The sequence below is a fragment of the Furfurilactobacillus milii genome (assembly GCF_021654115.1).
Taxonomy (GTDB): domain Bacteria; phylum Bacillota; class Bacilli; order Lactobacillales; family Lactobacillaceae; genus Furfurilactobacillus; species Furfurilactobacillus milii.
On record NZ_JAIWJF010000009.1, the window covers coordinates 48,081 to 71,544 of the forward strand.

At 46.7% G+C, this 23,464-nt stretch carries 20 protein-coding genes; 2 read left to right on the forward strand and 18 right to left on the reverse strand.

The genetic code is table 11. The annotated features are described in order from the left end of the window. Nucleotides 1–70: 70 nt before the first annotated feature. The 14 genes from LDK34_RS10805 to trpS form a co-directional block, all read right to left on the reverse strand. The gene (locus LDK34_RS10805) at nt 71–1,003 is read right to left on the reverse strand and encodes an alpha/beta hydrolase (protein WP_178942084.1); all 933 of its coding nucleotides are present in this window, start codon (nt 1,001–1,003) and stop codon (nt 71–73) included. A gap of 37 nt (nt 1,004–1,040) precedes the next feature. Continuing rightward, nucleotides 1,041–1,958: a 4-(cytidine 5'-diphospho)-2-C-methyl-D-erythritol kinase gene (gene ispE / locus LDK34_RS10810; RefSeq protein ID WP_431190217.1), complete on the reverse strand. Its 918-nt coding sequence runs from the start codon at nt 1,956–1,958 to the stop codon at nt 1,041–1,043. Between the two features lie 743 nt (nt 1,959–2,701). Further along, entirely contained in the window at nt 2,702–2,941 is a 240-nt protein-coding gene (locus tag LDK34_RS10815; protein WP_017260524.1) for a Veg family protein, read from the reverse strand. Nucleotides 2,942–3,031: 90 nt separating this feature from the next. After that, nucleotides 3,032–3,934: a 16S rRNA (adenine(1518)-N(6)/adenine(1519)-N(6))-dimethyltransferase RsmA gene (gene rsmA, locus LDK34_RS10820; RefSeq protein ID WP_236941831.1), complete on the reverse strand. Its 903-nt coding sequence runs from the start codon at nt 3,932–3,934 to the stop codon at nt 3,032–3,034. Nucleotides 3,935–3,997: 63 nt separating this feature from the next. Further along, complete coding sequence (gene rnmV / locus LDK34_RS10825; protein WP_178942082.1) at nt 3,998–4,549, reverse strand: ribonuclease M5; 552 nt, start codon at nt 4,547–4,549, stop codon at nt 3,998–4,000. Further along, nucleotides 4,549–5,328, reverse strand: coding sequence for a TatD family hydrolase (locus LDK34_RS10830; protein ID WP_178942081.1), 780 nt, complete (start codon nt 5,326–5,328; stop codon nt 4,549–4,551). The genes rnmV and LDK34_RS10830 overlap by 1 nt, the downstream gene beginning before the upstream one ends. Nucleotides 5,329–5,352: 24 nt before the next feature. After that, nucleotides 5,353–7,392, reverse strand: coding sequence for a methionine--tRNA ligase (gene metG / locus LDK34_RS10835; protein WP_178942080.1), 2,040 nt, complete (start codon nt 7,390–7,392; stop codon nt 5,353–5,355). 120 nt (nt 7,393–7,512) lie between these two features. After that, on the reverse strand, nt 7,513–8,361 hold the full coding sequence (locus tag LDK34_RS10840) for a DUF72 domain-containing protein (RefSeq protein ID WP_236941832.1): 849 nt from the start codon (nt 8,359–8,361) through the stop codon (nt 7,513–7,515). Between the two features lie 106 nt (nt 8,362–8,467). After that, entirely contained in the window at nt 8,468–8,788 is a 321-nt protein-coding gene (locus LDK34_RS10845) for a hypothetical protein (RefSeq protein WP_017260530.1), read from the reverse strand. A gap of 79 nt (nt 8,789–8,867) precedes the next feature. Then, nucleotides 8,868–9,575, reverse strand: coding sequence for an NAD-dependent protein deacylase (locus LDK34_RS10850; protein WP_236941833.1), 708 nt, complete (start codon nt 9,573–9,575; stop codon nt 8,868–8,870). A gap of 34 nt (nt 9,576–9,609) precedes the next feature. Beyond that, nucleotides 9,610–10,578, reverse strand: coding sequence for an IpaB/EvcA family protein (locus LDK34_RS10855; protein ID WP_178942077.1), 969 nt, complete (start codon nt 10,576–10,578; stop codon nt 9,610–9,612). 633 nt (nt 10,579–11,211) lie between these two features. Continuing rightward, on the reverse strand, nt 11,212–12,495 hold the full coding sequence (locus tag LDK34_RS10860; protein WP_178942076.1) for a hydroxymethylglutaryl-CoA reductase, degradative: 1,284 nt from the start codon (nt 12,493–12,495) through the stop codon (nt 11,212–11,214). Nucleotides 12,496–12,499: 4 nt separating this feature from the next. Then, complete coding sequence (locus LDK34_RS10865; RefSeq protein WP_017260534.1) at nt 12,500–13,435, reverse strand: Ppx/GppA family phosphatase; 936 nt, start codon at nt 13,433–13,435, stop codon at nt 12,500–12,502. Nucleotides 13,436–13,499: 64 nt separating this feature from the next. Beyond that, complete coding sequence (gene trpS / locus LDK34_RS10870) at nt 13,500–14,534, reverse strand: tryptophan--tRNA ligase (RefSeq protein WP_178942075.1); 1,035 nt, start codon at nt 14,532–14,534, stop codon at nt 13,500–13,502. Nucleotides 14,535–15,543: 1,009 nt separating this feature from the next. Here trpS and helD point away from each other — a divergent pair. Together helD and LDK34_RS10880 are read left to right on the forward strand one after the other, a co-directional pair. After that, nucleotides 15,544–17,850, forward strand: a complete 2,307-nt coding sequence (gene helD / locus LDK34_RS10875) for an RNA polymerase recycling motor HelD (protein WP_284144518.1) — start codon at nt 15,544–15,546, stop codon at nt 17,848–17,850. A 49-nt stretch (nt 17,851–17,899) separates the two neighbouring features. Continuing rightward, nucleotides 17,900–18,373, forward strand: a complete 474-nt coding sequence (locus LDK34_RS10880) for an Rrf2 family transcriptional regulator (RefSeq protein ID WP_161003731.1) — start codon at nt 17,900–17,902, stop codon at nt 18,371–18,373. Between the two features lie 595 nt (nt 18,374–18,968). On the opposite strand, the gene LDK34_RS10885 is transcribed toward LDK34_RS10880, so the two are convergent. The 4 genes from LDK34_RS10885 to LDK34_RS10900 form a co-directional block, all read right to left on the reverse strand. Beyond that, complete coding sequence (locus LDK34_RS10885) at nt 18,969–20,147, reverse strand: cation:proton antiporter (RefSeq protein ID WP_178942073.1); 1,179 nt, start codon at nt 20,145–20,147, stop codon at nt 18,969–18,971. Nucleotides 20,148–20,165: 18 nt separating this feature from the next. Beyond that, entirely contained in the window at nt 20,166–21,503 is a 1,338-nt protein-coding gene (locus tag LDK34_RS10890; RefSeq protein ID WP_420871574.1) for a dihydrolipoyl dehydrogenase family protein, read from the reverse strand. Nucleotides 21,504–21,632: 129 nt separating this feature from the next. Further along, nucleotides 21,633–22,295: a TetR/AcrR family transcriptional regulator gene (locus LDK34_RS10895; RefSeq protein WP_178942071.1), complete on the reverse strand. Its 663-nt coding sequence runs from the start codon at nt 22,293–22,295 to the stop codon at nt 21,633–21,635. A 766-nt stretch (nt 22,296–23,061) separates the two neighbouring features. Then, a complete protein-coding gene (locus LDK34_RS10900) occupies nt 23,062–23,331 on the reverse strand; it encodes a hypothetical protein (protein WP_017260541.1) in 270 nt (89 codons plus the stop codon). Between the last annotated feature and the right edge of the window lie 133 nt (nt 23,332–23,464).

Here is a 23,464-nt window from a genome sequence, read left to right on the forward strand (position 1 = left end):
CACCCCATCCAAAAAGGGACTGCTAGAACAAGTAACACTTGTTCTAGCAGTCCCTTTTTAGTCACACATCTTATTTCACATAACGATTTAAAAAATCCGTTAGCGTTTGACGATATTTGCTCGGTTGCGTTCGAATACTTGAGATATGCGCAGCCTCGTCATCAATAATCAGCTGCTTAGGTTCATTTGCTCGTGCATACAGCTCGTAAGCGTCCCCAACCGGCACCGTTTGATCCTTAGCACCATGAAACATCAAGATTGGTAAATGATTTTTAGCCACCTCTGCTAAAATGTCACCATCTTTAAAGGCATAGCCGGCCTGACGTTTGGCGAAGTCATCAGCGATTGGCATTAACACGCTGCTGGGCACATGATACTTATGCCACAACCGAAACTTGCCTTCCTGAAAAACATTTCGAAAACCGCTATCTTCAACAATGGCGCGCACGTTATGCGGCAACGTTTGACCACTTGTAGCCATCACCGTTGTAGCACCCATGCTAATTCCCATTAACACAATGTTAACTTGCTCACCTTGATTAGCAATAACCGTGTCGATCCACTGCTGGTAATCATTTCGATCCAGCCAACCAAAACCGATCACGTTACCATCACTACGCCCATGTGCACGTGCGTCCGGCATTAACACGCTGTAGCCCGCATCCATGAACAACCGGGCGTACGGAATCATTTGTTCACGTGAGTGATGCAACCCGTGAGCTAAAATAGCTACTTTATTGGTATTGTGGGCGTTTGGCATAAACGTCGCCCGTAAAGTTAGGCCGTCAGCCGTTTTAATCGCCCACGGTGACTGTTGTTGATGCTTGAACCACTCATTTTCAATGTCTGTATTGGCCTCAAGCGAGGCCTGTCGACCAGCCAATTTTTGCTTGTTAGACCAACCGGTTGCGAGCAAATAAACTGCGTAGCCGGCACCAATCAAAGTCGTGTAACTCGTGGCAACGGCCAGTGCAGTACGTTTGATTAACGTTTTTTTATTCATTCAACCACTCCAAACCTGATTCTTCTTTAAGCTACCTTCAAACGGATGCCGATGGTTGCGCAAAATCGGTGTGCAAACTAACGGGACGCACAACATGGACTTCCCGACAAAAACCTGACAAACCGTTAGCTACGTGTTGAGCCCGTGATTGTTTACGGCAGATGCCAAACACCGTTGGACCAGTGCCACTCATTTCGGCCACATCTGCACCAAAACGAACCATCTGCTCCTTAAGATGATTAACCGTTGGGTAAAGCCGTGACGTGATCGGCGTTAATACGTTTTCCACGGAATCACAAATTTCATCATAGTCGCCCCGTTGAATCGCAGCGACTAGTGCGTGCGTATCCGCATGCTGAACTTCGGCATAGTTAATGCGCCGCAAAATCGATGGTGTTGACACGCTGATTTTGGGTTTAGCTATCACCACCCACATCGGAGGCAGTTTAGGTAATTGCGTGATAATCTCACCGCGTCCCGTCACATGCGCTGTTTGACTACAAACGCAATACGGCACATCTGCATCAATCTGTAACCCTAATTGACACAAAGTTGCTTGATCTAAGTTGAGCTCCCAGAGTCGGTTCAGTGCTCGCAATACCGCCGCTGCATCCGACGAACCGCCGCCCATTCCGGCCGCGACCGGAATATGCTTTTCAATGTGGATGTTCATCGCCTCTTTACGACCATATGTGGTCGCCAATAAGTGAGCAGCCTGATAAGCAAGATTACGATGGTCATTTGGTAAAAAGCCACTATTTGTGGTGACTTTAATGCGACCATTGCGGCCCAGTGTTTTGACGGCGACATAATCCGCCAAATCGACGGACGTTAAAACCATGTCCCATTCTTCACTGCCATCATGGTGATGAAAGGGTGTATCGAGGCTCAAATTAAGCTTGGCCGGCGCCTTTTCCAGTGTCTCCGTAAAATCACCTCCGCTACCACGAAATATATAACGTAAGTATATTACAGTCCCCCCATAATCGCCACCAGCTCGCGGTAAAATCCAGCGAGGTACTTACCGTTATGCTTTAGCTTCCGCTTACGGTCGTTTGCTTTTGAAATCGCCTGTGCGGACCGGGTCAAGCCTCCAAAGTTCGGAGTCTCTCACCTCGACTGAAAGCCACACACCCCGTGTCTTTCAGCTCGCCCCGTGTTGTAAATTCGGAAGCCCACCCAATTAACAACACCTTCACTGGCGATTTCAACGCGCACTCCCTCCAGCTCATATTATTGAATAGTCAGTACACGTCACTGCATAGATCAGAGCACGATGTTGTTTCTGCAAAAAAAGTCATCTTTTACATTTCACCAAGTATGAAATGCCGTCTATCAACTTAAATCTATCCACAGCTGTAACTGCACCACTTTGTGTAATTTACATTGGCAATTACTTATACACGCTGGATGGAAGGGCGTCAACATTGATACCGATCCGTGCAGGTGGTGTTAATTCGAAAGCTCCTCTCGAATTTACACCACGGACGGTCGCCAAGACTCGGATTTCCACGAGGCTTGACGGCGAGGTGAAAGACGGTGTACTTCCGGCTTGAACCGGTCCCACGGCGAGCGTATCAATGTTGACAACCGGACTACCCGCCCACATCTGAATTGTAGTGTGAAATCTAACCCAAACAAAAAAAGCCCCAATTTCCACACAGGAAATGAGCTCCATTCGTAAAATTAAGCTGACGATTATTCTTCGTCGAACGCAATTTCAATATTTTTAGTTAACACATCAGTGTAACTGTAAGAGACTCGTTCAAATGAGTTCTCCTCTTGGTCGAGGTCAACCACAAAAACAGCCGGATACGTTTCCTTAAGTGTGCCGCGGCGCTTAGTCACCTTTTTGCGACCTGCCTGAGCTACAACCATCAACTTTTGACCCAATTTAGCGTCCAGTTTAGCCTTGATACTTTGTAATGTTACTGGCATGCAATTCACCTCACATGCATAACAGTATATCATGGTCAAGTACTTTTTGCAATTGTTCCAATGAGGAAACTCCGTACATCTCCCAAGCAGTTAAAACAGATTGTGCGTGTGTAAAACGTTTGTTAGCGCGATGAATCCCTCTAATGATAACCTTTCGGCACGAATGGACTGGGCCAATTCCATTTCATCCAAACTCGCTTGTAATTCAACTTTTGTAGCTGGTGCCTTGCCGAAGATACTTTGTAAATTGTTCCAAAGACTCTTGCGGCGGTGAGCAAAACAACCACGAATCAACCGAAACAACGCATCATCGCTGAATGGCTTTTCAATTAGCGGTTCACGCGGTGTCAACGTCACGATGGCAGAATCCACGTTTGGCTGAGGAATGAACGCCGTCCGTGAGACGGTAAACGCTAGGCGTGCTTGCATCTTATATTGAACTGCGAGCGTTAACGCACCGTACTCCTTGGTTCCAGGTTCAGCGCTCAACCGTTCTGCCACTTCCTTCTGCATCATGACAACAATGGCAGCAAAGTCGATCGGTGCACTCACAAGTCCCATTAAAATGGGCGTCGTGATGTAATAAGGTAAGTTGGCCACTACTTTAACAGTTTCGGCATCCGGCAGATGTTCGGCAATTTCGTTGGCCAAATCTACTTTTAGAATATCAGCATTGACGATGTTGACATTTTTGTATGGTGCCAACGTTTCCGCCAATACAGGGATCAAATTCTGGTCGATTTCAAATGCCAGAACGCGCTTAGCAGACCGAGCTAATTGCTCCGTCAACGCGCCAATCCCAGGTCCAACTTCGATGACATCATCGTCATCTGTGATGTCAGCTGCACTCACAATGTTGTGCAAAATGTTAACGTCTGACAGGAAGTTCTGACCTAAGCTCTTCTTCACTGCGATCCCATACGTATTCATAATTGCCCGCGTACGAACGGGATTAGCAATATCGGGGCGGTCGGCCCGTTTTGATTCAGTCATCTAGTCTCCTTGAACACTTCAATATTTTTAACGTGTGACACTCAACAACGTGATTTATCAACATTACTGATCTAATTGTTGAACTGCTTTTTCAAAATCTGCACGGCTCACTTGAAAAAGTTGAAGTCGTTTGAGCAGTTGCTTGCCATTGACGTAACCCAAATTCAACACTTCACCGAGTTTCTCCCGACGTTGCCGCGAATCAGCTTGCCCGACTAGGCCAGCTGCCAACAAATCCTGCTGAAAGATCAGCGGCTTATCGTCTAACGAACCAGCAGACAAATGTTGCAAAGCTGATTTAATGACAGCAGGGTCAGCGTGTTCGACACCCAGGCTACCGCCCGCATTCTCTGGCACACCTTGCTTGCGCGTAATAAAAGCATGCTTAGCATCTGGCACCGCTGCACTAATTAGTTTACGCAGCCGCTCGCCATTGAAATCAGGATCAGTCAACACAATAACACCACGCGTCGCCTGCAATTGTTTAATTTGAGCCAATTTCGTTTTGTTGAGTGCTGACCCATTCGTTTCAAACGTATCGGCATTTACAGCCTGCTGAATGCGTTTGGTATCATCCTTGCCTTCAACAACCAGCACTTCTTTTAATTTGTCCATTAATCTTCAATCCCAAAGAATTGGTTCGCGTTAGCAAACGTCGCATCCGCAATTTCCAACTCTGGCTGCTCACGCAGTTTAGCAATGGCTTGTACCGTGAAGGCCACATTTGCCGGTTCATTCTGTTCGCCGCGATGTGGTTCGGGCGTCAGGTACGGCGCATCGGTTTCCACTAACATCCGATCTAACGGCGTTTGTTTAACAGAATCGTGAACCTCATGCGCATTTTTAAAGCTGGCAACACCAGAGTAAGACACGACCATGCCAAGATCCAAAAAGCGTTTGAGCCACTCCGGATCACCGTTAAAACTGTGCATCACCCCACCGATGTCACGAATATCCGCCGCTTTTAAAATAGCGTACGTATCCGCAAACGCATCACGGTTATGAATAATGACCGGCTTATCCAGTGATTTAGCAATATCAACTTGGCGAGCAAAAATGCGCTTTTGGTCGTCCACGACAGCATCCAGATTATCCACGTGATAATCTAAGCCAATTTCGCCGAGTGCCATCACCCGACTATCCTGCAGTTGACCAATCATGGTCTCCTCAACCGCATTGTTATAGGTCGCAACCTCTTCCGGATGCCAGCCAACTGCGGCCCACATATTTGAATAACGGTGCGCCAACTCAATCCCGCGTTCATTCAGTTTGGCATCAGAGCCTACGTTCATGATCCGCGTAACATGGGCAGTTGCCGCATGTTGGTTATATGAGGCTGCTTCTTCATAAAAGGTATCGTCATTCAAATGAGTGTGTGAATCAAAAATTTCCATCTTTATCTCCGTATTGAGATCGTCCTATCCTAGGACATCCCCGTTGTTCAAACTATCCGGCACTGTAACCAACGTCACCTTGCCATCACGCTCAGTGGACAATAACATCCCCTGGCTGATTTGACCACGCATCTTCCGTGGTTTCAAGTTCGTAACAGCCAGTACTTTCTTACCGGTTAATTTTTCATAGTCGGGATACCATTCGTGAATACCTGAAAGAATTTGCCGATTTTGTTGATCGCCGGCGTCCAAACGGAATTGGAGTAATTTGTCTGCGCCCTCAACTGGTTTGACCGACTTGATTTCAGCGACCTTAATTTCTGTTTTATCAAATTCATCAAACTTGATCTCAGGTTTCGTCAAGTTCAGTGTGACATTTTCTGGTTCCCATTGAGAATCAGCAGCAGCCGCCATTGCAGAACGGCCTTTTTGCTTATCTGTCTTGGTCATTTGTGATTGGATAAAGTCGACTTCTTCTTGTGCATCCAAACGTGGGAAGATTGGTGTTCCCTTTGCAACAACGTGACTGTTAACCGGCAGATCGGCCATCTTTAAGCCTTCAATCTGCATGCTGTCAGCATCCGTTGGCAACCCCAACTGTGTCAAAATTTCTTTTGGTGCGTGTGTCATGATTGGTTGAATCAACAACGCAATCACCCGCAGGCTGGCCACTAAATGACTCATAGCAGCAGCCAAACGTTTATCATCACCATCATTAGCCTTTTTAGCTAATGTCCATGGTTCTGTTTCATCAATGTATTTATTTGTGCGTGAAACGAGCTTCCAAACCGCTGACAAAGCATCCGCAAAGTGCAATTTTTCCATCAACTGGTGGTATTCAGCAATCGTATCCACAGCTGTTTGTTCCAAATCGGCATCTGGTTCGTTGACGTTGCTTTCAAAGGCCGGTACGACCCCGTCGTAATACTTATTAACCATGGCAACAGTCCGGTTCAGCAAGTTCCCTAAATCATTGGCCAGATCATAATTAATCTTGTCAACGAAGTCTTCCGGCGTGAATACACCATCGTTACCAAACGGCATTGCCTTCAACAAGTAATACCGTAAAGCATCCAGTCCGTAACGGTGAACCAGGGTCTCTGGGTAAATGACGTTCCCCTTTGACTTACTCATCTTGCCGTTCTTCATCAACAGCCAGCCGTGACCGACCACGTGCTTTGGCAACGGTAAGCCAAGTGCATGTAAAATAATTGGCCAGTAAATGGTGTGGAAACGCACAATTTCTTTACCAACCATTTGAACATTAGCTGGCCAGTACTTCTTGAAGTTGCTATCGTCATCAGTACCGTAGCCCAGCGCTGTAATATAGTTGGACAGTGCATCTACCCAAACGTAGATCACGTGCTTTGGATCTGTTTTAACTGGCACCCCCCACTTGTAACTCGTCCGAGAAACAGACAGGTCTTCCAAGCCAGGTTCCAAGAAGTTCTTCACCATTTCATTCATCCGCGTATTCGGAATAATGAAATCTGGGTGTTCTTTGTAGTAGTTCATCAGCCAGTCGGCGTACTTACTCATCTTGAAGAAGTACGATTCTTCATCAGTCCACACGACTTCGTGACCAGATGGGGCTTTCCCGCCGGTCACTTTGCCATTTTCATCACGGAAGACTTCTGCTAACTGGGATTCCGTAAAGAATTCCTCATCGTCCACAGAGTACCAGCCTTCATAGTGACCCTTGTAAATATCCCCTTGTGCTAATAACTGATCGAAAATCTTCTGAACAGCGGCTTCATGATAATCATCCGTTGTCCGAATGAACTTGTCGTTACTGATTTCCAGCAACTTCCACAGTTCTTTAATCTGGTCAGCCATGCCATCGACATATTCTTTCGGCTGTTTGCCCAAAGATTCAGCCTTTTCTTCGATTTTTTGACCGTGCTCATCTGTTCCAGTCAGGAAGAAGACGTCGTTACCCATTAACCGCCGGTAACGCGCCTCGGCATCGACTGCGATGGTCGTATATGAATTCCCGATATGTAACTTGCCAGACGGGTAATAAATTGGCGTAGTAATGTAGTAAGTCGGCTTTTTTTCTGCCATGAACAAATCTTCTCCTTTAGTTCGCGAGCCCGCAATGTTTGGCATCACGAACACCTCGTTAGTCTGAATAAGTATACCATAGCACTTTGCGTGGCTACGGAGTTTATCAAACAGAATTTCTCAAAATAAATCTAATTGGGTGGGCCCCAATCCATTAAACGTCAATCCCAGTTGATCACGCAGGCTTTCTGCATTAGCTGCAGCGTCTCGATGCCCATTATTATTGAAGATCACGTACGTTTGGTCAACCTGTTGGCTAACTGTTTTAACAGCCTCACCTAAACGAATCAGCTCATCATCTGAATACCGGTAATTGGTACGATCCTTGCGCCAGTCTCCCTGGTGATCTAACCAGCCACGCCGGTTCTGACCGTGAAATCGGAAGTACGCTGCTGTTGGCGTTGTGACGACCGGTGTAAATGGCACGCCACGATTGCCATCACTAGGTTCATCCGCAATTACGTAAGTCATGTTAAGACTCGTTAAGTAATCAAACACGTCCTTGCTCAAACTGCCTTCATACCAGCTGGGATCACGAAACTCCACCGCAATCGGTAAATCGCCCATGTGAACCCGCACGTCACGCAGATAACGAATATGGTCTAAGTTTCGGGTGAAGTACGGCGGGAACTGAAATAACACCGTTGCCAACATCCCTGCCTTGACTAGTGGAACCACCGCACGACGAAATTGATTAAACGTTTGCCAGCGCTCGTCATCACTGACTTGTTCAGATTTTGCATCATCATGACGCGTCATCACCTGATGTGCCTTCAAAATGTACTGAAAGCCATCTGGTGCTTGATTGCGCCAATTGGTAACGGTCTTAATACTGGGCACACCATAAAAAGACGTATCCAATTCAACCAGTTGAAACACGCCAGCATACTCAGAAAACAGCACATCACGCTGTTCATCGTGAATTAAATGTGGATGCCGCGTCCATGTCGATAATCCAATCGTAATCAATTCGTTGTCCCCCTTTTGATCTATTCTTGCGTTCTTGCAATAATTTCTAACAAAAACGGTGCCACCATTATGGGCACCGTTGAATAATCTTCAAATATGGTTTGCGTTACTTAAACTGACGAATAACGTTGGTTTCTTCTTCAGATAAGGTCTTGCCCTTCAATGTGCTGATCAGCATCAATCCCTGACGCCGGTAATTGCTGCGAATGGCAGAAAATGACCAGCTGATCATCGCAAACAGGAAGGTCACCATCGCGGCATTCGTTCGTGGCATGGCGACCCCAAACAGCATTGCTGGTTGGGCACCAAAGAACACTTGCCAAGCACCGTAAAACATTAAGAAATCAAATAATAGTTGTAGTCGATTGACCCACTTCATCTGTGACAGTAAACTCCCAAGCCGGGCAAAAATATCATCACGATTCATCCTCTGTCACCCACTTTCTTTATGGCACCTGCATTTAATACATTAATTGTAAGAAAGTCCGGCCCAAAACGCAATTGATTTAACCTTTTAGATCGGCAAAAAACGTTTCTGCATCGCCGGTATATTGAGCCGTTACGCTGCCTGCTGGAATCGGTTCATTGTTCACCACAATAAGCTTAGCATTGGGCTGACGATAATTAATCAACCCAGCAAACGGATATACCTTAAACGAAGTACCAACAATCACTAATAGGTCCGCCGCTTCAATAGCAGCCATTGACCGCTGTAGTGCAGACTCCGAGATAGACTCACCATACAACACAATGTCTGGACGAATAATCCCGTGATCAGTGTCATGATACATGGATTTCATATAGTCGTGCCAATCAACCTGTTCTCCGTCCTTACTACAATAACAACGATATAAATTTCCATGAAACTCAATGACTTGGTCATTGCCAGCCGTTCTGTCCAGATTATCAATGTTTTGTGTAATCAACGAGGCTTGACCTGATCGACACAACGCTGCAATTTTTTCATGAATGACGTTTGGCTTGGCATCTGGAAAATACAAATTCTCTTTCACAAAATCATAGAACATTTCAGGCTGCTCAACGAAACAATCATGACTCAACAAATACTCTGGCGGTAAGCCCTTGAACTTGGCCGAATACAGCCCAGACTTGGACCGGTAATCAGGAATGCCTGATGCGGTCGAAACACCCGCTCCAGTCATAAACGTAATGTGCTGTGCTTGATCAAACAATGTTTGCAAATCCTCTGTCATCACGAACCACCTTCCGTTTGTCAATCACACTAACCTAATCCCGCACGATATAACTAATGTTATGCGCCTCGAGGAAATCCTTGACCGGCGTATCATACACTTCTTTGAAAAATGACGAACTGTCCGCATCTTCCTTAGGCGGTGTCATCACAAATGCATTTTGACGATCAGAACGATTCAATGCAACATAAGCTCGTTCCCCTGACGCTTTATCTTTCAAATCAGAATGGAAAATTTCAAACATCTGGCGCATTTCCAACCGCAATTGACGTTCACTCAATACGCTTGTGACCGTTGTGAATGCCGTACTATTCAATGCTGGTAGACCCCAGTCAGTCAGTTGTGCGTCAAACGCCTTGTACAAACGAACCAGTGCCCGACGGACCTCAAACGGTGTATTGATTTTTTTAGCCATCATCACATCGTACAGCTTTTTAGCAGCTGCATAGGTCTTCGGAAAATTGGTACCTAATTCCTTTTCATGCTTACTGATGCCATTCCCGTAAAATACGAGTGCATCCAGTAACACGAGCAAACGTAATGCATTTTGGGCATCATCCTCAGCGCCTGTTTCAGGTTCAGGATCAATCGTCGCAAAAATCCCGTTATAAAATTCATCACTGACTTTGTCGTCAATCAAACCATGACCCGCCAAGGCTGGAAAAATCACTACATGATTCACGATATTGAATAACTGGGTCGACATGGCCATCAGCTGTTCATCCAACTCATCGTCACCAAACGTGAGGTTAAATTCAATCTGAGGAAAACCTTGCAATAACATCAACAAGTGACTCAGTTCATGAGCCGCTGAATACTGGGGTGCAGTAATATCGTCAACCCAGATTAACAGGCGGTCTTTTAACACATGTTGTTCAACCTGATCATCACGAACGTAACCGGCGTGTTTGTCACCGAACTGGACCATTACCGTGCCGGGAAACAGCTCGTTGACTTGGTCCAACAATGTTTGGACCGCTGGCGCTAATTTAATGTCTGCCATGTTTACTCCTTTATTTCTACATAAAATTCATTATTGGTTTCACATTTAATCCCAAATTGTTTAATCCTAAATTACGGTTGGTTACTTTAAGTTTCCGCGTCCGGTTGTCCGCGTTGAAGCCACTGTGTGGACCGGTTCGAGCCCGCAAGTTCATGGTCTCTCACCTCGCCTTGAAGCCTCCAAAACCGAGTCTTCAAGTTCGTCCGTGATGTAAATTCAGCAAAAACCGCTTCATTAACATCACTTTCACAGCTTTTTCAACGCGGACAACCTCCAGCTACAGTAAACAACTTACTTGCAGGTGCCATTAACTATACTCCACAAATTTCGAACATCACCGCGATTCAGTAAAACCACAGCCCGTTACAATCAGCAAATCATCGCCTGTCTGTAATTTAACGTATACATAGCCTGAACACTGTTATATCAACTGAAGGGCGGCGACATTGGAACCAAGTCGTGAAAATGGTGTTAATTCGGCGGGGTTCCGAATTTACAGCATGGACGGTCGCGGAGACTCGGCTTCTCACGAGGCTCAGCGGCGAGGTGAAAGACTTTGATTTTCAGAAGGCTTGAACCGGTCCCACGACGGCGTTCCAATGTCGCCAACCGGAAGCGGAAGCAATCACACAACTACCCTTGCTGATTGAGCTTGGTGACGATTGCTTTGGCTAAGGTAGCGGATGGGTGGGCGTGTGTTTTGAGCGCTTCGACCACCACTGGTACCTGCTCCGGTGTCGCACCTGCTGCGACCGCTAAGTTGCGGTATTGCAGCTGCATATGACCTTGTTGAATACCTTCGCTGACAAGCGCTCTCAGCGCTGCCAGATTTTGGGCCAATCCCAAAGCAACTGCCAGTTGGTTTAGCGTAGCGACATCCTTGACCTGAAGAATCTGCTGATTCAGTTTGGCCAATGGCAATGACGCCGTCGCCCCGCCAACAACACCTAAATGCATCGGCATCGTTAGCGAGCCAACCAACCGATCACCAGCCAATTGCCAACGAGACAGGCCACGATACTGACCGTCTCTGGCTGCGTACGCATGCGCACTGGCTTCAACGGCCCGCCAGTCATTACCGGTCGCCATCACAACGGCGTCGACACCGTTCATTATCCCTTTGTTGTGCGTTGTTGCCCGACTGACATCCAGCTGAGCAATCTGGCTAGCTGCAACGATTCGTTTAGCAACCGTTAGCCCAACCGCCGCATTATGCTTCGCTAAATTGGCGACTGGCACATTTACCGCTGCCGTGACCAAAGTCTGTTGACCATCGTTTGCTAAAATGCTCATCACCGGATGTTGTTCAAGGACATCCTGTAAATGATGGCCGAGAGCCTCCAACATGCTATTCATAATGTTGGCGCCCATGGCCTCACCAGTATCGACAAACAAATCAACGCTGACAAAGCCCTCTCCCAGCGCACGTACGCGCAGTTTGCGAGCACCACCACCGTACTTAACGATGCTTGGATGCGCTTGATTAGCCAGTGACAGCAATTTTGCTTCATTGGGCGTCACAAAACGACTAATTTCGGCCACCGTCACCGTTTGAAAGACAATCTGCCCCATCAGTAAGTTGGTATCCGTCCGTGTTACGATGCCGTCACCGCTGGCAGCCATTTTGCCACCATAACTAGCGGCTGCAATGACAGAGGGCTCTTCCGTTACCATTGGCACCAGATAGTCGTGACCATTCATGCGAATAGTCGCGGCCAATCCTTCTGGCAAATGATAACTCGTCAAGTAGTTTTCTGTCAGCAGGGCATCATCCTCGCTGGCATTATCGGCCAGCATTTGCCGTTGAATCGTCGTTAGGTCGCCTAACTGACTGGCAACTGTCAGACGTTGCTGCCACGTCAAACGACGAAATTGAGCAAGCTGCTCTTTCATGGCTTGTTTCTCATCATCTGTCATGCGATCACCCGTTATACCGTGGGTGCTTGCTGACATACTCGGACACGATGCCCTCACGCACACCACTTTCTGAGAAAATGACCCGGTCTGAATCAAGCAGTTGTAATAATTCAACCAACGGCAACATGCCGCCAACGATAATATCAGCCCGATCATATTCAAGGCCATCGATTGCCTGTCGCTGTTTGTTATTCTTCGAAATCAGTCGGTCAAACGTGTTGAACACCGTTTCTGTTTTCAAACGGTACCCGTGAATATCTTCAACACGGGCCATTTTCTGAGCCTTACGGTTGATTCGTGCCAACGTTCGGTTTGCCCCTCCAAGTAACACAATTGGTAAATGCATCGCCTCGTTCAACCACCAAACATCTTGCAGGCGTTTGCGAACAAATACTTGACCAGAGAACAAATGACCAGCGGTAATGACGTCGCCAAAATGAAATTGTTCAGACAAATTAACGGCGCCAAATGGCACACTAATTAAGTTCTTGGCCCGCCGTTTAGCGACATGAATCAATTCACAGCTGGCACCGCCAGTATCCAAAATGAGACAGTCATCTAATGGCAACGCATTGATGGCGCCTAAGAAATCGTAATAGGCTTCGTCATCCCCCGACAACACTTGAAGAGACAATCCAACCTCGTGTTTCACCCGGTCAAGAAATTCTTTTTGGTTGACCGCTTGACGAACTGCCGCCGTAGTAATCGCCCGAACAGTCAGATTAGGGAGGTTTTCATACACTTTTTTAAAGTTAACCAATGCGGCAATAGTCCGATCCATCGCCACTTTAGTCAACCGTTTTTCAGCACCCATGCCCTCAGAAATACGGGTGTCTTCTTTAATCCGACGAACTTCTTTAAAGGAGCCGTCATCTTCAATCTGAGTGACACCCATTCGGACAGAATTAGAGCCCAAATCGACAATCGCTAAATTTTCCATCCTTGGTTACCTCGTTCTTCATCAAACTTGCTGTCACCATTATACGAGCATGGCTAACGGCTGACTAGCGTTGTGTAAAGTAGTTGATGCCCATCGCGTCACGAACTTCTTGAAGCGTTTTGTTAGCAACTTCATTGGCATGAGCCGAACCATCTTCAAGAACTTTGTAAACGTAGTCCAGATTAGCAGCGTATTCTGCGCGCCGTTTGCGAATCGGTGCTAACGTTGCTTCCAACACTTCGTTTAAGTAACGTTTGATTTTGACGTCACCGAGACCACCGGCTTGGTACTGCGCCTTTAAGTCAGCAACATGGGCCTTGTCTGGGTCAAAAATATCGAGGTAGGTAAAGACAGTATTTCCTTCTACGTGACCAGGATCGCTCACTTTAATATGTTCGGGGTCTGTATACATCGACATGACTTTCTTGGTGACCGTGTCGGCGTCATCCGACAGATAGATCGCGTTGCCGAGTGATTTACTCATCTTCGCGTTACCATCTAAGCCAGGAATCCGGCCTTCCCCCTTTGGTGGGAATACGCCTTCTGGTTCAACCAAAATATCTTTGTGGTAAGCACCGTTAAATGAACGAACAAGCTCCCGTGCCTGTTCCAGCATTGGCTCTTGATCATCACCGACCGGTACCGTTGTTGCCTTGAACGCTGTGATATCAGCCGTTTGACTCACTGGATACGTCAAGAAACCAGCGGGAATACTCTGGCCGAAACCTTTTTGACTGATTTCTGACTTGACGGTTGGGTTTCGTTCCAAACGAGCTAAGCTGACTAAGTTTAAGTAGATCATGGTCAACTCGTTGAGGGCAGGAATCTGCGACTGAACTAAAATCGTCGACTTCTTCGGATCGATGCCAACGGCCAAGTAATCTAGTGTCACTTCTGTCAGACTTTTACGGATTTTTTCTGGGTCACGCGCGTTATCTGTCAACGCCTGCATGTCAGCAATCATAATAAACGTTTCGTAATCACCGGAATTTTGTAACGCAACCCGGTTTCTCAAAGATCCTACATAGTGACCAATGTGCAACTTGCCTGTTGGCCGGTCACCCGTTAAAATTATTTTTTTCTCATTTGCATTTGCCATATTGGTCTCCTTTTTTCGTGCTGACGTTGGAAACAAAAACCGTCCCATGACGCCAACACAAATACTGTATTGTCATCATAGGACGGTTACCCGCGGTGCCACCTATTTTGGATGCGTGGCGCGCAAACGCACACTACATCCCGCTTTATTAATGTCATTTAGTTGATTGACCCTGATAGCTAACTGCCCACTTCGGTCGTGATGACTGGCTCTCAACATCTCAGTCTCGCTGTAGTTAGACCTACTCTACGGTTAGCGTGGTAAAACATGGTCAATAAATTAATTATAACGGCTTTCGTGAAGCCTGTCAAAGCCCAGTCTCACAGTCACACAAACTGTAATTCAACATGATTGACACAAACCTTTTTCGCGCATAAAATGGTTTGCGTTTAGTTACCAACAATTTGGATGCACTTAGGCTTTTAATTCAAACCTTAGGTAAAATGTCTGCGTTCTGTCTGTCAGGGACGCCGTTTCATGGGACCGGACTTAGCCCCCAGAACGGTCTAAGCCCTCGACTTGAAGCCTCATAAACCCGAGTCTTCAAGCTCGTCCCGCAATCCTAAGTGGCCCAATCCGCCACCAAGGATTGCCTTCACGAAACTCTGTCCCTGACCGACTCCACTACTGTTACAGTTGCCCGAGTTCAACACACTGTTACAAGTGCTCACTATTACCACAAAAGGTAATGACGGAACGTCGGCTCAGTGTATTGAGGCAACACAGCGGTCGCTGGAGGGCGATGGCCGTGAAAACCTGCCGTGAAGGTGTTGTTAGTGCGGCGGTTTAGGCCGGATTTACAACACGGACGCGCTTGAAGACGCGGTTTTCGGCTTCAAGGCGAGGTTGAAAGACTCCGATTTTAAGGAGGCTTGATCCGGTCCCACAGCAGTTTTCACCACCACCAACCGGAAGCGGACTTTTAGTTTTAGATTGAACTATTTATTTTCATATGAGGTCTCAGGGCTTCATAAATAGACTTGTCACTGATCACACGGAGGCTAATTATTTGGATAACGAAGAACGACAGCATGAACAGCAGCGTGTAGATCAAGTCATGGACGAGATCAACCGCCAGTTGGTCGACAATCAGCAACAATTTGAACGAGCACACCACGAAACTAGCGCCATTCAGAAAAACTATGCTGAAAACGCATCAGTCAACACGTTTGAAGTTGATGATGCAATGGAAACCAATGCACAGCTGCAACAGCAACGACAATTAGTTTATCTGGCCGTGACTAACGAAGCGACCATTCGTCAACAACTCGACAATTTAAAACAACTCAAAGAATCACCTTATTTCGGACGAATCGACATTCAGGATGCCGGCGAATCCAAACCGGAATCTTTATACATTGGGACGTTTTCACTCACCAACGAAGCTCAGGACTTTGTTGTCTACGATTGGCGGGCACCCATTTCCAGTATTTATTACAACGGTACACTCGGCAAAGTCGCCTACACGACACCAGCTGGCAAACAAACGACAGATTTGAAGAAGAAACGACAATTCACCATTAAAGATGGTCAGATCAAAAACATGTTTGATACCAACGAAACGGTTGGTGACGAAATGTTGCAGGCTGTTTTAGGACAACAAAACGACGAAGTGATGCAAAACATCGTCGCTACCATTCAAAAAGAGCAAAACGATATTATTCGTGACACCCGCTCTGATTTATTGGTCGTTCAAGGAGTAGCCGGATCTGGTAAAACATCGGCCATTCTACAGCGGATCGCCTTTTTGCTCTATCACAGCCGTAACGGCGGTGATAGTGAACTGCAAGCCGATCAAATGATCCTCTTCTCCCCTAACCGTTTGTTCAGTCACTACATTTCAGAAGTGCTCCCTAGTTTAGGGGAACGTAATATGCGCCAGGTCACCCTGGACGATTTTCTCACCCAGCGTTTGCAAGGCCTCAACGTTCAAACGTTATTTGAACGCTATGAATCAGATGCTGACAATACTAATCCAATGTTCCGGGATGTCCGTGACTATCTTGAAAGCACCGCGTTTGTTAAAGCTGTCACGGCTTATTGTAAACATGTGCCGACCCAGGACATTCGATTTAACGACATCCTCCTGGATGGTTCACTCTTCTTCACCAAAGAAGCGATTGCTGCTATTTACGCAGAACAACCAGAGACGATGAGTACGACTGGTAGAATTCTCGCCACCAAAAACAGACTCATTAAAAAGCTCAAACGGCGAATCCGCACAGACTCAAAAGACGACTGGGTCGCCGAAGAACTCGATAATCTGGACACTGAGCACTATCACGATTTGCTAGGTGAACGGGTTGGCCGATTCAAGGAGCTCGACGATGAAGTTGAGTTTGCTTCGCGAGAAATCGTTCGCAAACGCTACGAGCCAGTATATGATGCATTATTCAATAATTACTTTCTCGATGTTTATCGCCAGTACGATCATTTTCTACAAACGGTAACACCCGCAAATGTTGACGCTGATCACTGGGACATGCATGAACAAGATTTCGACACAAACATTGAATATCACCGCATCAGTTTAGATGACGCAGTGCCACTGCTGTATCTGCGAGATCTTATTACCAGCGGCGGTCAAAATCGTAGCATCGCCTATTTATTCATTGATGAAATGCAAGACTATTCGATGACACAAATGTGTTACTTCCGTCACGCATTTCCGAAAGCTAAGTTCACCCTTCTCGGGGATAGCGAGCAGGCCTTGTTCAATCGTATGCAGCGGCCACAAGAACTATTGGACAATCTTGCCCAAGCGTTTAATGCCAAACGGCCAAACTTAATCACGCTGAGCAGAAGCTATCGTTCCACCCTACCAATCACTAATTTCGCTAAAGGGTTGTTGCCAGATGGTGACCAAATTCAAGCGTTCAATCGTCCCGGCGACTTGCCGCGGATTTTATTGCGGTATAATGAACAGGATGCCATCAGTGCCACCAAGGAATTGGTACAAGCAGAACTCGATACGTATGGCACCGTCGCGATTTTGACGAAGGACGTTACCACCGCCCAGCAAGTCTACCGTGAGCTTCACCGTGACTTTCCAATCACCCTGCTAAATGATATGGACCGCACATTGCCCAAAGGGGTCATTGTACTACCCGTTTATTTAGCAAAGGGACTCGAGTTCGACTCCGTCATCGCCTACGATGTTTCAATCAGCAATTACCCAACCGACGATGCCATCGGAATCCTTTACACGATTGCATCACGTGCGATGCACCACTTGTCATTAGTCACCGTTGGTGAAGCAAGTCCTGTCATTAGTCACGTGTCTCCCGAACTACTGTCCATTGAACATGAGTTATAAAATCCGTTTTAACTATTGATGAAATTGTCGTTCCAGAAAGAGGTCTCCCATGAAATTAGACTTTTCCGTTGCCGTCCATAGCCTGCTTTATTTGGACGAAAGTCGGCCACGTAAAATCACGAGTGCTGAGCTCGCCAAGTCACTTCAACTGAATCCGGTGATGATCCGTAACATCTTGTCCGTCTTGCATAAGCAAGGGTACATTGAAGGTTCTGTGGGGAAAAACGGTGGTTACCTTCTTCAACGGCCACTGTCCGATATGAATGTCGGCGAATTGTACGACCTCACCATTCCGCCGACCATCAGTTATGCCCGCTTTATTACCGGCGATTCTAAGGGATTAACCAAAAGTGACACGGATGCGACGGATATTTCAGCAAATATTGGCGAGACCCTCACGGATTTGTTTACCTTGGCGGATACCGATTATCGGAAGTTCTACCATCGCTTTACCATGACCGATCTAAAGAACGATATGCATGACCATGGTTATTTCATCAATCTAGTTAACAAACAGAATTAAACAAAAGCAGCGCCACTAAACTTTCAATCTTAGTTTAGTGGCGCTGCTTTTGGTATTCATATCAATTTTGGTACGTTGCGCTGACCTGAAACGCCCGTCCTTGAAGCCTCAAACGCCGGCAGTACCGCATCGTACTCGTTACACTGCCTTGAAACGCCGTTCCATGAGGACCGGTTTCAACCCGCCAAGAACGCGGTTTTCTACCTCGATTCTGAGCCACAAACCGTCTCAGAAGTCGTCCCACACCACTAAATGGCCAAAACCATGCCATTAAGTGGTGTCGACACGGAACTCTATTTCAAGTCAGCTCCACTCACATAACAGTTAAGAGGTTTTGCCGAATCATCAATGCTTAACTTCATGCTACTAAGCTTCTATGTCAGCTGAAGGGCGTCAACAGTGATACCGAGCCGTGAAAGTGGTGTTAATTCGAATGGGTCACTCGAATTTACAGCACGGACGGTCGCAGAGACTCGGCTCCCCACGAGGCTCTGCGGCGAGGTGAAAGACTGCGGTTTGCAGGCTTGAACCGGTCCCACGGCGAGTGTGTCACTGTTGGAAACCGCAAGCGTCAGTCAGCCTCTACACGCACTGATTATTTGGTTGATGTGGGAACTGCTGTTGAATCGTCCTTGCTCAACGCCCACCGCAACAATAGCGGTGCGGCCAATGTCGAAAAGACGATTACAAAAATCATGTCAACGTAAAGTCCGTTTGCTAACAAGTGGGCATCAAAGCCAATCTGTGCTGTAATTAAAGCCATTTCACCACGGGCAACCATCCCCGTACCAACAACCCGGCTGCCACTTTTTGAGAAGCCAGTTAAACGCGCACCAATCTCACCGCCCCACCATTTAGTGACAACAGCTAAAATTGTCATCAAGACAATAAACGGTAACGACGAAATGAAGTGTGCAAACGTCACGTTCAAACCAATACTAACGAAAAATACTGGTACAAAGAACGCGTTGCTGATTGGTTCAATGTGGTCGTCGATGACCTGCTTAACATGTGTTTGGGCCACGGCAATGCCAGCAAAGAATGCGCCAATCGCCCCGGACAAGCCAACAACCTCGGCTAAGTAGGCCATTCCCAAACAGATAACCACAGCTGTTACCGTGCGGGCAGTCGGAATCAATAGCCGCTCACTAATGCGCATTAGCATCGGCGCAATCCATTTTACGAGCAAGTACGCCGCAACGAAGAAACCAACCTGGAACAAGAATTGAAGCCCCATATTAGTGTTGCCATGCTCGCCTGCGCCACCGCCAATCAGGGCAACCATCAAACTTAGCAACAGCACCCCGATAATATCGTCGGCGACGGCTGCACCAAGGATAGTCGCCCCGGCACGTGTGTCCAATGCGTGAAATTCACGTAACACCACCACAGAAATGCTAACCGACGTGGCAGAGAAAACCACGCCAATAAACAGCGCCTCCGTAAAGTGATAGCCAAACGCAAGGCTAACGCCACCCATTAAGACAACTGGCAGGATAACTCCACACACGGCCACCGCCAGCGCTGGGCGCAGCACCTTTCTTAACTGGGCAAGATTACTCTCAAGCCCAGCCATAAACATCAGTAAAATGACCCCAATGTTAGCAAATACAGATAACGCACTGCTATTTTGGACCCAATTCAAAACACCGGGACCAATAATGATCCCGATGAGGAGTTCGCCAATGACGGCCGGAATGCCGACCCGTGCGGAAAAGTGGCCAGCGATAGTTGTGGCAACAAGTATTAAAATCAGCGTTCCAATAAACGCCATAGGCTGTACTCCTTTACTTTACAAGAGGTAATCAATATCTGAAGCAGGTGATGGGTAAGCCATAATCTGGTTTTCAAAGTCACCAGCCGTGGCATGCTGATTGATTAAAAATGTCAGATAATTAATCATTTCATCGGCAATACTACTCAAGACCGCCGCACCGACAAGTTGCTGTTTGTCATTCAACACAACCGTCACTTTAGCTACTGCATCGTGAATGCGGTTATAGGTGTACCAGTGCGTCATGTCGATTTTCTTCACCGTTAGTGATGACTCTTTGGCCGCAGCCGTCACATCCACACCGACCTTGGCTAACTTCGGCATGCCAAAAACCAGCGTCGGAATGGCTGGATAACTAATTGGTGCATCCGCCTGCTGACCAGTCAACTGTCCGGCTAAGTAGCGTGCATCATAGCCAGCAACTGGGGTTAGCTTAGGTACTGTTCGTTTGGCAACAACATCGCCGAGCGCATAAATATTTGGATTAGTAGTCTGCAAATGATCGTTCACCTGAACCCCATGAGCATCTGCCTCTACGCCGACAGCCGCCAGATTCAGCGTATCAACGTTAGCGACCCGACCTGTTGCACCAATCACGGCATCTGTCGTCAGCTGAAAATCGTGACCATCCGTCAACACCAAACCATCATCGGTTTTATCAATCTGAGCAACATCAACGTTCTCATAAATATGAACGCCAGCCGTCTTTAACTGAGCAACTAAGTCGGCAACTAAATCTGCCGGAAAGGCGCGCAACGGTTTGTCATTGTGCAATACGAGTGAAACGTCAGCACCAGCCGCATTAGCGATGTCAGCCAGCTCAAACGCGATGTAGCCGCCACCGATAAACGTTAGCCGACGTGGTAACTCGCGCATATTTAAAAAGTCAGTACTCGTCCCAACATATTTCGCACCGGGAATATCCAACCGTCGTGGCCGTTCCCCCGTTGCTAAGACCACTTTGTCAGCCGCAACTTCTTCACTACCAACCATGACGTGACCATCATCAGCAAACTGTGCATGGCCCGTAAACGTCGTAATGGCAGCCTGCTTTAGGCCACTCAAAGTGCCACTCGGAATACTGTCAGTATAGGCAAACTTATTGCGCATAAGGTCTGCCCAATTAATCGTCGGGTCGCCGTTCAGTCCTTGACCATTCATATGCTCAGCTGACCGTTTAGCTTCGACAGCAGCTAATAAGATCTTTTTAGGATCACATCCGCGGTTCGGACACGTGCCTCCCCACAGATTTTCTTCTGCAATAGCAACTGTTTGACCAGCCCCCTTAAGGGCGTATGCCAAAGCTAAGCCGCCGGGGCCACCACCAATAATCAATGTTTCAACGTGTGTCATAATCTACCTCCAGTCTTTCAAACATTCGCAACCAAAGTGTACCGATTTTTACGTCGAGACTAAAGTATTATGCTCTGTCTTAATTCTAACTGTGGGTCAAAACAAACTCGTATCAGCGTTGTGTCAATTAACTTAGGCACCCGGATGAACGGCCAAGGTTTTATCCAGTTCACTGACCATGTACTTTTCTTCGGTCGCATCATCCCAGTCTCGCTCCGGAAATAAGATATAGCGATCAAAGAAGTAACTCCCTAAAATAGACAGCAAATAACGAAAAATAATTCGGAACGGCCAGTCAACGAGTTGCCCTCGATCCTGAGCCGCTTTGATAATTGTTTTAAACGAGTTCAAAAAACGCTCTGGGGCGATCGATAAGTACTGCTGACGCAGATCCGCGTTGTATAAAATTTCACTGAGAAACACTTTCAATGCATCTTCGTTGTCTGAGGCAAATTTCATTCGGTTGCGGACAAAGAAAACAAAGAAGTCATGGATGTTATCCGTTTGTTCACGAATGGCCTCACTGGCTAATTCGTTTAACAAATCAGGCACGACCTCACGCACAATTGGATCCAAGGCCTCGCGTAAAATGTTGGCTTTAGACTTAAAGTGTTTGAACATTGTGCCTTCAGACTGATGCGCTGCCTCAGCAATTTGACGCGTACTCGTGTTGGCGTAGCCCTGTTTTGCGAATAATTGGATGCTGACGATCAGAACATCCTTTTGTTTCTGCGTTAAGTTTTTATTTGCGTTCACTAAATCAGGAAATTCATCAAGGATTTTTTTATCTGCCATTATTTCTTCCATCACTTTCCCAAATTCACTACTGCTATCATAGCAGACCTCATGAGCTCCGAAAATGTCATTTTGGTTGGTTAAAGTATTTACACTTCTTGCGAACAGAAACTTGCCGCTCCCGGTTGCCCGTTTTTGAAATCGTCTGTGGGACCGTCTCAAGCCCGCAGTTCACGGTCTTTCGCCTCGACTGGAAGCCACCTAAACCGTGTCTTCCAGACTGTCCTGTGTTGTAAATTCGCAAACCCACCGAATTAACAACACTATCACCGTCGATTTCAACACGGACGCCCTACCGCTCATATCCCAAAATCGTCGAACAAACGTTGCATTATGTGACTGAACCATACAAAGATTAAATCCATGACATTTGAGCCTCAATTGCTAAGGAAAAGTTCACAACTGATGTGGTTAATTTGCAACATTGACCCCGTTATCTTCTGAACATACGCAAGCACAAAAAATATCTAGTGGAGACGGTAAGAGGCAGAGTTCCGTGTCGACAACACTTAATGGCATGAAGTTGGCCATTTAGTGTTGTGGGACGACTTCTGAGACGATTTGTGGCTCAGAATCGAGGTCGAAAACCGCGTTCTTTGCGGGTTGAGACCGATCCCCACGGAACGGCGTCTCTTACAGTCGCAACGGCAAGTTATCATCAATAAAAAATAATTTTTTGAATTGTTACAAAAAATGACACGCCGCAAACGTGTCATCTATTTTTTATTCAGTTAGATAAAACCATTAAAAATCAATCGTGAAACACCTATGCTTGCTTAGCTGAATGAACGGATCGGTAGCCAAAGTAGAATTGAACAATGGCCAAGATAACCGCCAACCAGTTAACTGCTGCAAACCAACCGGACAAGCTTGCCACACTGGCTGCGCCATAATAAGCCCAGAACCCCCAGACAACCGCGACGACATTGATCCAGGCAAATGTCTTCATCAATGACTGATTGCTTGTTGCAAAGAATGTCCAGATGCAGTTAATGACGAACCAAACAGCTAAAATCCAAAATGATGTTGCAAACATGATAATCCCTTCTTTGATTTTAATTGTCGAGCGAGTGATTACTCGCCTTTCTCAACAACATCATTGTAGCACCTTTCAATCCGGATACAACCGTTTTGAAAGATATTTTTGCATTTATTTTTAACATTCAAAA